The 14,474-nt window shown below is 37.5% G+C and carries 15 protein-coding genes; 14 read left to right on the top strand and 1 reads right to left on the bottom strand.

Annotation, left to right across the window (positions count from 1 at the left end; all coding sequences use genetic code 11):
* Positions 1 to 101 precede the first annotated feature (101 nt).
* Together tapA and sipW are read left to right on the top strand one after the other, a co-directional pair.
* On the top strand, positions 102 to 791 hold the full coding sequence (gene tapA, locus BSO02S_RS26450; RefSeq protein WP_084375068.1) for an amyloid fiber anchoring/assembly protein TapA: 690 nt from the start codon (positions 102 to 104) through the stop codon (positions 789 to 791).
* A gap of 77 nt (positions 792 to 868) precedes the next feature.
* Positions 869 to 1,447, top strand: coding sequence for a signal peptidase I SipW (gene sipW / locus BSO02S_RS17235; RefSeq protein ID WP_066070094.1), 579 nt, complete (start codon positions 869 to 871; stop codon positions 1,445 to 1,447).
* 168 nt (positions 1,448 to 1,615) lie between these two features.
* Here the strand turns inward: sipW and BSO02S_RS17230 are convergent, their stop codons facing one another.
* The gene (locus BSO02S_RS17230; protein WP_066070091.1) at positions 1,616 to 2,512 is read right to left on the bottom strand and encodes a peptidylprolyl isomerase; all 897 of its coding nucleotides are present in this window, start codon (positions 2,510 to 2,512) and stop codon (positions 1,616 to 1,618) included.
* A gap of 392 nt (positions 2,513 to 2,904) precedes the next feature.
* On the opposite strand from BSO02S_RS17230, the gene BSO02S_RS17225 reads away from it, so the two are divergent.
* From BSO02S_RS17225 to argD, 12 genes are all read left to right on the top strand, one after another.
* Positions 2,905 to 3,441, top strand: a complete 537-nt coding sequence (locus tag BSO02S_RS17225; protein WP_066070086.1) for a shikimate kinase — start codon at positions 2,905 to 2,907, stop codon at positions 3,439 to 3,441.
* 15 nt (positions 3,442 to 3,456) lie between these two features.
* Complete coding sequence (gene aroD, locus BSO02S_RS17220; protein ID WP_066070083.1) at positions 3,457 to 4,221, top strand: type I 3-dehydroquinate dehydratase; 765 nt, start codon at positions 3,457 to 3,459, stop codon at positions 4,219 to 4,221.
* A gap of 135 nt (positions 4,222 to 4,356) precedes the next feature.
* Entirely contained in the window at positions 4,357 to 4,782 is a 426-nt protein-coding gene (locus BSO02S_RS17215) for a DUF4395 domain-containing protein (protein WP_066070080.1), read from the top strand.
* Positions 4,783 to 5,034: 252 nt separating this feature from the next.
* Positions 5,035 to 5,967 (top strand): ABC transporter ATP-binding protein, encoded by a 933-nt coding sequence (locus BSO02S_RS17210; protein ID WP_066070077.1) that lies wholly within the window; start codon positions 5,035 to 5,037, stop codon positions 5,965 to 5,967.
* 21 nt (positions 5,968 to 5,988) lie between these two features.
* A complete protein-coding gene (locus tag BSO02S_RS17205; RefSeq protein ID WP_066070074.1) occupies positions 5,989 to 7,107 on the top strand; it encodes an ABC transporter permease in 1,119 nt (372 codons plus the stop codon).
* Positions 7,104 to 8,201: an ABC transporter permease gene (locus BSO02S_RS17200; RefSeq protein ID WP_066070072.1), complete on the top strand. Its 1,098-nt coding sequence runs from the start codon at positions 7,104 to 7,106 to the stop codon at positions 8,199 to 8,201. The genes BSO02S_RS17205 and BSO02S_RS17200 overlap by 4 nt, the downstream gene beginning before the upstream one ends.
* A 37-nt stretch (positions 8,202 to 8,238) precedes the next feature.
* On the top strand, positions 8,239 to 9,333 hold the full coding sequence (locus BSO02S_RS17195) for a sensor histidine kinase (protein WP_066070069.1): 1,095 nt from the start codon (positions 8,239 to 8,241) through the stop codon (positions 9,331 to 9,333).
* Positions 9,314 to 9,934: a response regulator transcription factor gene (locus tag BSO02S_RS17190; protein WP_066070066.1), complete on the top strand. Its 621-nt coding sequence runs from the start codon at positions 9,314 to 9,316 to the stop codon at positions 9,932 to 9,934. The genes BSO02S_RS17195 and BSO02S_RS17190 overlap by 20 nt, the downstream gene beginning before the upstream one ends.
* 209 nt (positions 9,935 to 10,143) lie before the next feature.
* On the top strand, positions 10,144 to 11,181 hold the full coding sequence (gene argC, locus BSO02S_RS17185) for an N-acetyl-gamma-glutamyl-phosphate reductase (protein WP_084375067.1): 1,038 nt from the start codon (positions 10,144 to 10,146) through the stop codon (positions 11,179 to 11,181).
* A 51-nt stretch (positions 11,182 to 11,232) separates the two neighbouring features.
* Positions 11,233 to 12,462, top strand: a complete 1,230-nt coding sequence (gene argJ, locus BSO02S_RS17180) for a bifunctional ornithine acetyltransferase/N-acetylglutamate synthase (protein ID WP_066070060.1) — start codon at positions 11,233 to 11,235, stop codon at positions 12,460 to 12,462.
* 13 nt (positions 12,463 to 12,475) lie between these two features.
* Positions 12,476 to 13,273 (top strand): acetylglutamate kinase, encoded by a 798-nt coding sequence (gene argB / locus BSO02S_RS17175; protein WP_066070057.1) that lies wholly within the window; start codon positions 12,476 to 12,478, stop codon positions 13,271 to 13,273.
* Positions 13,273 to 14,472, top strand: a complete 1,200-nt coding sequence (argD, locus tag BSO02S_RS17170; RefSeq protein WP_066070054.1) for an acetylornithine transaminase — start codon at positions 13,273 to 13,275, stop codon at positions 14,470 to 14,472. Before argB ends, argD begins: the two co-directional genes overlap by 1 nt.
* Positions 14,473 to 14,474: the final 2 nt, after the last annotated feature.

Below are 14,474 nucleotides of genomic sequence, written 5' to 3'. Positions count from 1 at the left end.
TTTGAACTTTTCCAAAATAATAATGATGAAATAAACTAAGATTAATAGTTCTTTATAATAATTGATAGCAATTAAGAGAGGAACGGGACCTTGGGGGAGGGATTACGATACGAAACCTACGATTAAGGGAAATTAGGAGGAGTAATAAATTAATAGGGGTTTTTGTAAAACTTTTAGCTGTATTCTATTTATTCCTGTGGGCATTTGTTCCTATAACTGGTCAAACGAATGCATTTTTTACCGATACTAGTACAGTAACTGGAGTGATACAAGCGGGATCATGGGCTATTGTAGATGTTCCTAGTTGTTCAGAAAACCTCGGTCAAGGAGATTGCAGTAAATTAAAATTAACTGGTGAAAGATTTGATGGGAAAAATATATATGCATCTATCAAGAACACTGGGGAAACAATGAAAACAAATGGAAAGTATGAGGTTTACTTTATAGAAAAAGGTAATCCAAAAAATGGAAGTAAGGTATCAGTACCGTTAACCTTTATACCAATTACAAAGGGTCAGGAACAAGAAATACTTTTTACACCAGCCAATAGCGGATTTTATAGTTTTAAGATTTTTGATGAAGATTATCCTGGTAAGGGTGTACATGAACTCTGGAGTGGGGAAATTGAAGTCCGTTTATTATCTAAGGAAAACTCTTCAAACGAAACAGTGGGGAACGAGCCCACTGAAAAACAAGAAGAGGTAAACAATTCTATTGAAAAAGGTAATGAATCTAGTACAGCCGAAAATGAGATGTCAGAAGAGAATATAAATACAGGGGAAAATAATTAATAAACATGATCAAAGAAAAATAATGCAGGAGCAAGCCGGTAAAGTTGCAATTATATAATATGAGGCAGGTGGGAAGTTTGAAAAAGATTTTAAAAGTAATTAGCAACATAATTACAGTAGTTTTATTCTTAAACTTAATCTTAATGGCATTTCTTGTGATCTCCTCAAAAGCATCTAAAGGGGAGGCACAGGTCTTTGGCTATCAACTAAAAACTGTCTTATCGGGATCAATGGAACCGACCTTTCTAACAGGTTCTATTATCGGGGTGAAACCACTTAATTCAAAAGAAAGAAATGTACTTAAGAAAGATGATGTTATCACATTCAAAACAAAAGAGGGAATTCTGGTGACTCATAGAATTATTGGAGTTACAACTAGTGGGCCAAATGTCCTGTATAAAACCAAAGGTGATAACAACGATGGTCCAGATATTGATCCTATCCTATCTGAAAATGTTGTTGCTATTTATTCTGGATTTACCATTCCTTATATTGGATACTTCATAGATTTTGCACAATCAAAAAAGGGTTCCGCCCTCTTGCTCATTGGTCCAGGTATTTTGCTACTTGGTTTTGCAGCGTTTAATATCTATTTTGGACTAAAAGAAATTGATAGAAAAACTAAAAACGTGGTAACCAAAGAGGATATAGTTTAGTTTTTGATAAAAATCAACAGTTAATATATCTAAACAAGATTCGTGAAGGGATCATACTAATTAAGGTACATTATAATTTAATACGCCTGCTTTAATGAAAGAAGGATACTTTCGGGATTTATTAGAAAGTATCCTTTTACATTGATAGATGTTATTTTCAATATTTTCTTATTTTTTTGTAGTATCCTTTTCTGACACCTTTTTTAGAATTGTATCGAATGTGATTTTTAAATCTTTATCCTTTACTTTGATATTTGATTCCTTTAGTGCTTTACTTATTATCTCATTTGGATCCGCATGGTCTAATACATATTTCTTTTCAAGTTCTTTTCTAAGCTTTTCAAAAGACTCTTTTTCTTTTTTGTCTGTTAATTGAATAATATGCCATCCATGAACAGTTTCAATGGGGGAGCTAATTTCATTAACCTTTAATTTGTAGGCAGCTTCTTCAAACTTCGGATCCATTTCACCTGATTTAAACCATCCTAGATCACCGCCCCATACAGCAGTAGGTTCGTCATTGGAGTATTCTTGAGCTAGCTTTTCAAATGAACCGCCATTGTCTAGTTTTGCTTTGACTTCTTTCGCGGTTTCCTTGTCGAGGACTAATATATGGCTTGCTCTAATTTCAGGCTGCCAGGTTTCAAAGTATTTCTTCAAGTCTTCATCCGATATTTTTAAGTTCTTCTTAGCGGCTTTCTCTAAAAGTAGACTTAGTTTAATCCCTCTTTTATAGTTTTCAAATGTCTTATATTGACTTTGTTGAATGGCTTGGTCGAACTGCTCAGCCATCTTTTCCTTATCTTTATTAATTTCTTCGTTGATTTCTTTTTCATTTACTTTAAATTCTTTAGAAAGAATTTTTGTTAAAAGAACTGATTGAAGTGCTTCTTCTACTTGATCTCCGTAATTTGCTTTTAGTTCAGTAATTAAATCATCTTCTGTAACACTTCCAACTTTTGTTTCTGCAATTATTTTTCCAGCAGTGGTACTTGTGGCACTACTACAGCTGGAAAGCGCTAACAATCCAGCGGCGATTGACATAACAAGAATGGGTTTCTTCATTAATATAGCACCTCTCTATTAGTTAATTTTTATATACATAACTACTGTATCATAAAAGAGATTAGTATAAAATGAGGATTTAAAAAATTAGGAATTTTCTATCAACGTAGTATTTAATATTACTAAAAGAGGAAATTTGCTATAGTATTATATGGCATTTTTTTAGAAACAGATGCCCCTATGGAGAGTACAGGAGTTTATTGAAAAAGTTAGTACGAATTTACGCACCAATTCTTAAGGACACCACCTTTTGAAATCTGTGTAACGGCTTTCTGGCAACTTAAGGACATACCGTAGCTCTAAAGTGGTTATTGTTTTTAAGCATTATTAAAGATTATAATTATTTAACATGGTTTCCTGGAATTTTTTATCTTTAGGGGGATTTACTCATTATGAATAACATCGATGTTTCATTAAAAGGAAAAAATATTATATTAATAGGTTTTATGGGTGTTGGAAAAACGACTGTTGGAAAGCTTGTTGCTAAAAAACTTCAGCGTGAATTTATTGATGTTGATGAAGAAATTGAAAAGGAATTTGGAATGCCAGTTTCAGAAATTTTCAATAAACTAGGTGAAAAGGCTTTTAGAGAAAAAGAAAAAAGCTTAATCTTTAGCTTATGTAATCAAAAGAATAAGGTTTTATCTCCAGGCGGTGGATCCTTTTTACAGGAGGAAATTAGAAATGTTAGTTTGTCTACTAGTATTGTTATTTTTCTAGACTTATCGTTCGAAGGCTGGAAAGACAGATTAGACCTAATTCTTGATAGCCGCCCGGTTTTAAAGGGGAAGTCCGTAAAAGAAATGGAAGAGCTATTTAATAACAGGCAAGAAATCTATTCGAATCATCATTTGAAAGTCGTTACTGATAATATGAATGTAGATGTGATTGCTAATCAAATTATTAACAAATTATCAGATTTGATGTGAGAGAAGAGGTGTATGATGAAAAAAACGGTCACAGTTAGAGGGCTTACAATCGGTGAAGGTGCACCAAAAATTTGTGTGTCGATGGTTGGGGAAACTCTACAGCAATTAAAGGAAGAAGCTGAGCATCTAAAAACTCTGGATGTAGATATTGTTGAGTGGCGGGTTGACTTTTTTGAACACGTTGAAAACATCCTGAAGGTTGAAAATGCGCTTGTAGAAATTCGGACTATCGTGGCTGACATACCACTTATTTTTACATTCCGAAGTGCTGAAGAAGGTGGAGAACGAGAGATTAGCACTGAGTATTATTTTAAATTAAATAAGGTAATTGCTGGTAAAGGACTTGTAGATATCATTGATGTGGAGTTATTTAATAATGAACAGGATGTCAAAACCCTAATCAAATGGGCTCATGAACATAGAGTGTTTGTTATCCTCTCTAATCATGATTTTGACAAAACTCCTCCAAAAGAAGAAATTGTATCACGACTGCGAAAGGCACAGGAATTAGGGGGAGACCTACCAAAAATTGCGGTGATGCCAAAGAGTCCAGCAGATGTATTGATCCTATTAGACGCGACTAACACGATGAATGAACAGTATGCTGATAGACCAATCGTTACCATGTCGATGTCTGGCAAAGGGGCCATCAGCCGATTGGCAGGGGAAGTATTTGGCTCAGCGATTACTTTTGGCGCTGCAAGAAAAGTTTCTGCCCCCGGGCAAGTGGACGTAACTGAGTTACGGAGGGTTTTAAACCTAATACATTCAAACCTATAAATAAAATGGCAAAGCACTCATCTGAGTGTTTTTTTTGTAAAAACCCTTTTCAAAAATCATTTCCTATACAAGAGGATTTAATCAAGTTAAACTAGCTCTAAGCATATAATTCCAATAAGAAAGGTGGGGATTTGATTGTCAGATAAAATTTATTCCATTCCTCGTCCACTTGTAAGAACAAACCAATGGGTTATTGTGATTAGTGTGCTGTTAACATGGGTGTCCGGTCTGGAGTGGTTTTTATTAGTACCGTTTATTTCAGGGCTAATCGGGCTTTTTTTCGGATTCAATCCGATAATACAGCTTTCAAAGCTATTCCTAAGGAAAGGGCCAGGGGCTTATATTCCTGAAGATTGGGGGCAGCAACAATTTAACCAAAAGATTGCTGTTCTCTGCCTCGGAATAGGGTTTGTTAGCTTTTTGCTTGGGTGGAACACTATAGGCTATGTATTTACCATTCTTGTTGCTGTGGCAGCATTTGTCGCCATCCTTGGGTTTTGTGTTGGCTGCTTTATTCATTACCAATGGAAGCAATATGCCTACAGACGAGCGAACCGATAATCATTCATAACTACTGACTTATACGGGCAGCAAATGTTGTAAATAAAGAAGTTTGGTTTTTATTCAATTCATTTCTTTTCATTAAAATTTAACGGTCCTTCCTAGGCCGTTTTTTTTATGCCATCAATCTGGGATTCACTTTTCATCCTCGAATATGACATATGTCACATGAACTTATTCTTCCAGTCACTATAAGACCAATTCGATTTGGAATATGATTACATTAGAAAAACGAAAAAGGGAGTTGGGAGCATGTTACTTGAAGTGAACAACCTAATTAAACGATATGGTGATTTCCTCGCATTAGATCATATAACATTTGCCATTAACGAAGGTGAAATTTTTGGATTACTGGGACCAAACGGCGCTGGAAAAACAACGACAATCAGCATTATCTCGAGCCTTACCCCTTATGATGGCGGGGAGGTAAAGTTTCTGGGAAAAGAGATCAAGCGGCATGAAATGGAAGTCAAGCAGGAGTTTGGAATCGTTCCCCAAGAAATCGCCTTATTTGAAGATTTAACGGCCTATGAAAATCTGGATTACTTCGGCCGGCTTTACGGACTTAGAGGCAGCCTTTTGAAGGAAAGAATTGCTGAGGCCCTTTCGTTTACAGGGCTTACCGATAGACAGAGGGACCGACCAAAAGGATTCTCTGGCGGAATGAAACGAAGATTAAATATTGCCTGTGCCATCTTGCATCACCCAAAGCTAATCATTATGGATGAACCCACAGTGGGAATCGATCCACAATCAAGAAATCATATTTTACAATCCATCAAAGAATTGAATAAAATGGGTTCGACGATTATCTATACCTCCCATTACATGGAAGAGGTTGAAGAAATCTGTACAAGGGTTGCTATTGTGGATCATGGCAGGGTTATTGCACAAGGGACGAAGGAAGAGCTTACTGCACTGGTTTCCACCGAGGAAAAATTGGTTATAGAAATATCTTCTGTAAACTACTCACTCGTTGAGCAGATTAAATCAATTCCGAGTATTCGTGAATGCATCATCAAAGGGAATAGCTTAGAAGTGGTCGGAAAAAAAGGGGAACATAACGTAAGTCGTGTAATCAATCTCCTGGCCGAAGCAGGTATAGAAATTCTATCCTTGAATGTGGAAAAACCAAGTTTAGAAGCCGTGTTCCTGACACTTACGGGAAGATCACTACGAGATTAATAGAGAGAAGAGGTGAATGATATGAAAATATTAATGATTGCTTATTATACATTCATTCGTAACGTGAGAGATGTAAAAGCAATGGTTGCGTTTATTTTACTGCCAATCCTAATGATGCTTATTCTTGGAAAGGCACTAGATAGTGCCTATACACCAAAGAAAATTGATCCAATGAATGTTGGTTATTTTAGTCAAGATGAGGGGTTACTAGACAGTTCCCTAAATGAATTTTTTACTGCCAAAAAAACAAAATCTGTTTTAGAAGTGAAGAAGGTTAAAACGCTTGAAAGCGGGATGGATCAAGTCAAGTCCGGAAAGTTGAAAGGCTTGGTTTATCTTGAAAAAGGAATGTCAAACAGCTTTAAAAATGGAGAACAGGTAAAAATTAACTTTTACAGCAAGGAGAAAACCTCTTACGTTCAGCCAGTTTTGGAAAGCTTTGTCCGTACCTTTAATATTGGAAATACCCTCATTAAGGTTGATGGGAAGAAGATGCAGCAAAAATCAACCTCATCCATTATTAAAGAAGTGAAAATAGTGACGGAAGGAAAAATACCACGTGGAATTGATTACTATTCACTAACAGCCTTATTTCAATCCCTGTTGTTCGGAGCCATTTTTGGAGTATTTGCGATTACAAAGGATATGGGGAACCATACGAATCTGCGTTTAGCAGCCGCTCCTATTCAACCAAGTAAAGTGATTCTTGGTAAATTAATAGGAAGTACGATGACATTATACGGCATTTCCTTATTGATTTTCCTCGTTTCAAAATTCATCTATAAAGCCAATTGGGATGGCAGCTTATGGCTCATCCTACTAGTACTATTCTTGTTTTCAGCAATTGCTGTCGCATTTGGTATGATTCTCGCTTACTTGTCAAAAAGCACAATGGCATCATCACTAAGCATTTTTATAATTGGAACCGTTCTAACATTAGTATCCGGTGGATTTTCACGAATGGAAGGAAAAGTCATTGAAATGCTAAGCTACCTTTCACCCAACACCTATGCGCAAAAGGCTTTATTCACAAATATTTATGAAGGTACCTTCACTCAATCGAATATTCTAGGATTAGTGTTATATACGATTATTGTTGTGGCGTTTACTTTTATTACTGGAAGGAGGAGAGTTATTTGACTATTTTTATCAATACCTTAAAACGAATTTTTCGCAATAAAGTTCAGATCTTCTTTATCCTGCTCTTTCCCCTTGCCTTTATGACGTTGGGGTTTATTGGTCAGGAGCCTGCTGTAAAAGTAGCGATTATTGATAAGGATCACACGAAATTTACAGCTGATTTAGTCCGGAATCTAAAAACAAAAGCTGAAATTCGAAATATAAAAGAGGGAAAAATAAATGACGATCTCAAAACACTAAAAGTTGATTATGTTGTTGTGATTGAAAAGGGGTTTACAGATGGGCTTATTCATGGGAAAGATGAGGGAATTACAAGTTACTCCGTCAAAGAATCTAACTTTTCTAAGCCGGTAAGTGCATTCTTAGAGCAATGGCTTAATCATGCCAAAATGGTTGCGGAAAAAGTACAGCATAATCCCGATTCCTTCTACACAGAATTCACAAACTATGACCAGCTTGGCGCTATTCAATTGGTGCATAAGTTAGCAGTTAATGAAGGTGCCGAAAGAACGAAATCTGTGCTAGGATATCTGATTATATCGATGTTATATACTTCCTTAATTGTCGGTTTGTTCATTATTTTTAATAAGAATAACCATACTCTCTATCGCACCCTAACAGCACCTGTAAAAATAAGGACCTATATGCTCCAGATTACAGGCAGTTTTCTCTTTGTTTCCTTCATCCAAATAACTTTTGTTTTGCTGATTATAAAATATGTTTACAAACTGTACCTCGGTAGTGCTGGATTTTCCATCTTTGTCTTGTTGCTCCTTTTTTCATTAGTAACTGTAGCATTCGGAGTGGCAATCAGCTCGATTTCCAAAAACATTATTCAAGCGTGCTTAATCGGTATATGTTTGGTTGCACCGCTCGCAATGCTTGGCGGGGCCTACTTCCCACTCGAATTTGCTCCAGATATCATTAAGACTTTAAGCAACTTCACACCAGTTTCATGGGTGATTACAGGAATAGAAAAACTATTGCAGGGACAGTCGTTATTTTCACTTGGAAAAGAACTGTTAATATTAATCTTATTTGCGATTATTTTCTTCCTGTTAGGAACATTTAGAAAGGCGGATATTGCTAAATAAAGTATAATGAAGGAAAAGCTTACTGGCAGGGGATGACATGAACTTTATTGTAAAAGCAGCGATTATTCTATACCTAATTTTGGAACTGATAATGAATCATGATATAGCTTACCAATCATTTCTTCTCCTCTTGGTGATTATTGCCGTAAATATTTTTAAAGAAAGATACGTTGATTCTTTGTATCTAACCATCGTAACGCTGCTGTTAACATGTGCAGCCGTTACGATGGATTTCCGTTTTTCGATTCTGTTTGCTCTTTGCAGTTACGACTTTATTATAAAAAGAAAGTACGCTTGGTTTGGTGTAGCTGTTGCTTGCATGTTCTATTTACTAAGATTGAATGAATTGCTCCTTACAAACCTTCTTATCGTTCTTTTGTGCAGTTTACTAGCTTATGTTATTCATAAGGGGAAAGAAGAGCAAGACCGCTTTAAACAAACAGTAGATAATGAGCGGCGTTTACGGTATGAACTTGAAGATACAAAGGCAAAGCTGCTCCATTCGTCAAAGGAAGTTGCTAATATTGCAGAAGTAAGGGAGCGGAATCGGATTGCTCAGGAGATCCATGATAGTATTGGGCACAGTATTGCCGGGATCTTATTCCAGCTTCAAGCGGCCTACAAGCTTCATTCAAGGAATCAAGAAAAGTCAATGGAGATGGTCCAAACGTCGGTTGAGGGCTTGGCAAAATCAATCGAGTTACTTCGTAATACAGTACATAATATCAAGCCAAAACAAACCATAGGCATAGAATACATTAATAACATTATCGACCATTTCGGCTTTTGCCCAGTTGAGCTAAAAATGAGTGGTGATTTCAATTCTATTCTGCCGAGTCATCTGGAATTAATGAGTGCGAATTTAAAAGAGGCATTAACTAATGCTTCACGATATTCACAAGCAACAAAAATGGATATAAAAATTGAAGCAACTGAGCAATATACGAGGATGTATATAAAGGATAATGGGGTTGGTTGTCAAACAATGTCAGAGGGACTTGGATTAAGCGGAATGAAGGAAAGAGTACGGAATGTTGGCGGCAGTCTTTCGATCTCAGCCAATGACGGTTTTTTAATTGTTTGCCTAATTCCGAAAGAGGGGAGTGGGATATTTGAAGGTTCTAATCGTTGATGATGATGCATTAATTCGTGATGGATTGAAGATTCTGATTGAGCTCGAAAATGATTTTGAGGTTACGGGTACAGCAGGCAATGGCCAGGAAGCATTTGAAATGTGTCAAAAGAAACGGCCAGACCTAGTCCTAATGGATATCCGAATGCCCGTGATGGATGGTGTTTTAGGGACTAAATTGATAAAGAAACACTTTAACACTATTAAAGTAGTAATCTTAACGACCTTCAAGGACGACGCTTATATAAAAGAGGCGATTAAAAGCGGTGCTGAAGGATATATTTTGAAAAATCAACCATCAGATAGCATCATCGAAAGTCTGAGGGCTGTTGGAAAGGGGAATTTCGTTTTTGAAAAAGAAGTAGCCAGTGCGCTTTCATCGATGCTTAAAGATGAAAAGAGACCGCCAATGAAACTTGATTTATCTCCCCGGGAATTGGAGATACTTGAGCTGATTGCTGAAGGCTTATCTAATAAAGAAATCGCAGAGCGGATTTATTTAAGTGAAGGAACAATCCGAAATTATACAACAGGACTCCTTGAAAAATTAAAATTACGGGATCGTACGCAGCTGGCTATTTTTTATTTGAAGAATTTTTAATAGTAACAAATCAAAGTTCTTGCTTAAGCAGGAGCTTTTTTATTTTAATGCATAAAAATTGAATAATTCTAAGTAATACTTTGTAAGCGCTATCAAAATTTAAACTGAAAATTTTCAATTAAAACAGAAAATTAGGCTATTTTAATGTTGAATAATTATATATGTTTATGTATAATAATTCATTATAAAGCAACATGGGAGTTGGAGAAATGAAAGCTGCGATTATCGGTGGAACCGGCTACGGCTCAATTGAATTAGTTAGGTTAATTAATAAGCACCCGCATTTGGAGATTGGTTCTGTTGTTTCTAACTCCCAAGCTGGGTCTAGTTTTAGTGATATTTATCCGCACCTATCTAACATCGTGGATCAACCTCTTGAAACATTTGATCCAATTAGATTATGTGACGAAACCGATATTGTATTTTTAGCTACACCTTCCGGAGTGAGCAGTAAACTTGTTCCACCGCTCTTGGAAAAGGGGATTAAATGTATAGATTTATCTGGGGATTTTCGATTAAGATCGCCCGAGGAATATGAATCATGGTATAAACATTCACCAGCCACCGAGGACTACCTAAAACAAGCAACCTACGGATTATGTGAAATCTATACAGAAAAAATTAAAACTTCCAATCTAATAGCCAACCCGGGCTGCTATCCGACTGCGACGACACTAGGTCTTATTCCGATAATAAAAACAGAATGGGCAGAAGAAAAGTCGATAATAATTGATGCGAAATCAGGGGTATCAGGTGCGGGAAGAGGCCTTTCAGTAACAACCCATTATGCGGAAATAAATGAAAACTTAAAAGCTTATAAACTAGGTGCACATCAGCATATCCCAGAAATTGAGCAAGTTTTACAAGATGAAAGTGGAAACCCAATCACGATTACCTTTACTACCCATCTAGTCCCAATGACTAGAGGGATTATGTGTACCATATACGTTAACTTAAAAGGAAATATTTCAACTAGTGAAGTAGTTGAATTATATAATCAATTTTACGAAAACCAGCCTTTCGTTAGAATAAGGGCAGCGGGGAATGTGCCTTCAACCAAAGAGGTCCTGGGTTCAAATTATTGCGATATCGGTTTACATGTTGACCCAAGAACAAACCGCCTTACTATCATTTCAGTGATTGACAATTTAGTAAAAGGAGCAGCGGGGCAGGCAATCCAGAATGTTAATTTAATGAACGGTTGGGATGAGAGAACCGGGCTCACAGATATACCATTGTATCCATAAAACGGAAGATTAATATCTTAGCAGTTACCTAGTTATAAGGGGGAATTTTAATTGGCACAGGTAATATTAAGCAGTGAGATTGTTATTCTTGAAACAGAAAGTGTAACCCTGCCGAAAGGGTTTAGTGCAGGTGGCATACATTGCGGGGTAAAAAGAAAAAGACTAGATTTGGGTTATATCGTTTCTGAGGTTCCTGCTACAGTAGCAGGTGTATATACAACAAATATTTTTCAAGCAGCTCCGCTTCTTGTTACACAAGAAAGCATTTCTAAAGAAAATAAGATCCAAGCAATTCTCGTAAATTCGGGTAATGCCAATGCCTGCACAGGCGAACAGGGGTTAATGGACGCATTTGAAATGCAATCAGATTTTGCTTCCGAATTGGGGATCCAAGAGCACCTAGTTGCCGTCACCTCCACAGGGGTAATTGGCGAACCGTTGCCAATGGATAAAATCAAAATGGGAATTAAACAAATTCTTAAAAAAGAAAATGCAGATGAAGAAAATTTTAAACAAGCAATTTTAACTACCGATACTTGCACAAAACAAATAGCAGTCCAATTCAAATTAGATGGAAAAATGGTTAGCATCGGCGGAACATCCAAAGGATCAGGAATGATCCACCCAAACATGGCGACAATGCTAGGTTTCGTTACAACGGATGCAAATGTTGCCCACGAGGATCTTCTAAATGCATTAAGAGAGGTAACAAATACCACATTTAATATGATTACAGTAGACGGTGATACCAGTACAAACGATATGGTATTGGTAATGGCGAACGGCTTAGCGGAAAATATTCAACTAACTAAGGACCATCCGGAATGGGGCATTTTCAAACAAGGATTACAAATTGTTTGTGAATCACTCGCTAAAAAAATTGCGCGCGACGGAGAAGGAGCCACAAAGCTAATTGAAGTGCAAGTTGACGGGGCTTTTAATATTGATGCCGCTAGAGCAGTTGGAAAATCGATTATTTCTTCTAATCTTGTAAAAACAGCTATCTATGGAACGGATCCAAACTGGGGAAGAATCGTGACAGCGATTGGTTATAGTGGAGTCCCTGTTGAACCGAAGGGCATTAAGGTTTCACTTGGACAGTATCCTGTATTCGAAAACGGATTGCCTTGCCCAATCGTGGAAGAAGAAGTAAAAAGCTACCTAGAACAAGAAAATGTCAAAATTGTTGTTGAATTGAATCAAGGTAACCACAGCGCAACTGCCTGGGGATGCGACCTAACATATGATTATGTGAAAATCAACGCATCCTACCGCACTTAAGGGGGAACTGAAGATGAAATATTTAGTCATTAAGTGTGGCGGAAGTGTGTTAGATAATCTGCCAAGGTCATTTTATGAAGATGTTGTTAAGATGTATGAAGCTGGAGAGTGGACACCGATTATCGTACATGGAGGCGGCCCACTTATAACCCAATTACTGAAAAGCTTAAATGTTGAAACCAACTTTGTGAATGGTCTCAGAGTTACTGATCATCAGGTTTTAGATGTAGTAGAGATGGTATTAAGTGGATCGGTCAACAAACAGGTCGTACGAAATATAATCGAAGTTGGCGGCAATGCTATTGGAGTTAGTGGGGTTGATGGTAGTTTACTCCAAGCAATACCTACCCAAAATGCTAAGACTTTAGGCTTTGTTGGAGAAGTAACGGGAGTCAATCACAAGGTTCTTGATGGAATCATCTCTCAAGGAAATATTCCTGTGGTATCTCCAATTGGAATAGATTCCAGTGGACAACGATACAACATTAACGGTGATATTGCTGCTTCAGCGATTGCCAAAGCTTTAGGAGCAAATCTTTGTTTTATTAGTGATATTCCAGGAATCCTTGTAGAAAAAGATGGCGCAAAAACAAAGTTAGATAAAGTATCAAAGGCAATTATTGAAGCAATGATCGAAAATAAAACCATCTACGGCGGGATGATTCCAAAGGTAAAGGCTGCGATTGACGGTCTGGTTCATAAAATACCAGAGGTTGGAATCATCAACGGCTTTGAGAAAAATAGCTTAATAGATTATACAAACGGTAAAAAAATCGGCACAAAAATTGTCTTAGAAGAGGAGATAGCGTAATGGCGAACAACACTTCCGTTTCCCAAATCCTGCCGGTGATGGCAACCTACAGCCGCTTCCCAATCACTCTTGTTAAAGGGAAAGGAAGTTATGTTTGGGACGATCGAGAGAATAAATATTTAGATTTCACTTCGGGCATTGCTACCTGTAATCTAGGTCATGTTCCAGACCCGGTCAAGGAAAAACTTGAAGAACAGCTGCAAAACCTTTGGCATTGCTCAAACCTATACAACATTCCCAACCAAGAGCAGCTTGCTGCGTTGCTTACCGCCAATAGCTGCGGTGACCAAGTCTTCTTTTGCAACAGTGGTGCAGAAGCAAACGAAGCAGCCATTAAGTTAGCAAGAAGATATGCAAACAAGGTCAAGGGAAACTGCTCATCTGAAGTCGTCACCTTCGAGCAATCCTTTCATGGCAGAACACTAGCTACCTTAACGGCAACAGGACAAGAAAAAATTCAACAAGGGTTTTCGCCATTAATGCCGGGCTTTAGCTACCTGCCATTCAATGACAGTGAAGCACTTGATAAACTCCAGATTATCAAACCGGCTGCGGTACTGTTTGAGCTTGTCCAAGGTGAAGGCGGGGTCATCCCTGCAAATCCAGACTGGGTGAAAAAACTCGCTCAAATATGCAAAGAAAACGACATTCTGCTGATGGTCGACGAAATTCAAACAGGTATTGGCAGAAGCGGTACCCTTTTTGCCTACGAGCAATATGGAATTGAACCGGATGTAATCAGCATTGCAAAGGGATTAGGCTCAGGCTTTCCAATCGGAGCGATCATTGCTAAAGAAGAAGCAGCAAAGGGCTTTGACCCGGGCAGCCACGGCAGCACATTTGGCGGGAATCCATTAGCAACTGCCGCAGGACTAGCGACGGTTACCCATATAATTGAAAGCAATTTATTGAGTCAAGTGAAAGAAATTTCAGCGTATTTAGATAAGCAGCTACAAGGCCTGAAGGCAAAGTACACTTTTATAAAAGAAATCCGCGGCATAGGGCTGTTAAAAGGGATGGTTGTCGAAACCAATGCCTTAGAAATTGTCCAAAAAGCCATAACAAAAAATCTTTTAATTTTAACAGCGGGCCCTAATGTTGTTCGGATATTACCACCGTTAACTGTAAAAATAGCGGAAATTAATGAATTTACTGAAGCATTGGAAAAAACATTCCTAAGTATCGAGAAAGGCGAGTGAGT

The sequence above is a fragment of the Neobacillus soli NBRC 102451 genome (assembly GCF_001591665.1).
Lineage (GTDB): Bacteria > Bacillota > Bacilli > Bacillales > Cytobacillaceae > Neobacillus > Neobacillus soli.
This window is presented reverse-complemented; position numbering and strand designations above follow the sequence as displayed.

Excerpts from the sequence above, each read along its gene's own strand:
- BSO02S_RS17225 (WP_066070086.1), top strand. The coding sequence starts at position 2,905 with ATGAATAACATCGATGTTTCATTAAAAGGAAAAAATATTATATTAATA.
- BSO02S_RS17195 (WP_066070069.1), top strand. The coding sequence starts at position 8,239 with ATGAACTTTATTGTAAAAGCAGCGATTATTCTATACCTAATTTTGGAA.
- aroD (WP_066070083.1), top strand. The coding sequence starts at position 3,457 with ATGAAAAAAACGGTCACAGTTAGAGGGCTTACAATCGGTGAAGGTGCA.
- argD (WP_066070054.1), top strand. The coding sequence starts at position 13,273 with ATGGCGAACAACACTTCCGTTTCCCAAATCCTGCCGGTGATGGCAACC.
- argC (WP_084375067.1), top strand. The coding sequence starts at position 10,144 with ATGAAAGCTGCGATTATCGGTGGAACCGGCTACGGCTCAATTGAATTA.
- BSO02S_RS17230 (WP_066070091.1), bottom strand. The coding sequence starts at position 2,512 with ATGAAGAAACCCATTCTTGTTATGTCAATCGCCGCTGGATTGTTAGCG.
- argB (WP_066070057.1), top strand. The coding sequence starts at position 12,476 with ATGAAATATTTAGTCATTAAGTGTGGCGGAAGTGTGTTAGATAATCTG.
- BSO02S_RS17205 (WP_066070074.1), top strand. The coding sequence starts at position 5,989 with ATGAAAATATTAATGATTGCTTATTATACATTCATTCGTAACGTGAGA.
- BSO02S_RS17210 (WP_066070077.1), top strand. The coding sequence starts at position 5,035 with ATGTTACTTGAAGTGAACAACCTAATTAAACGATATGGTGATTTCCTC.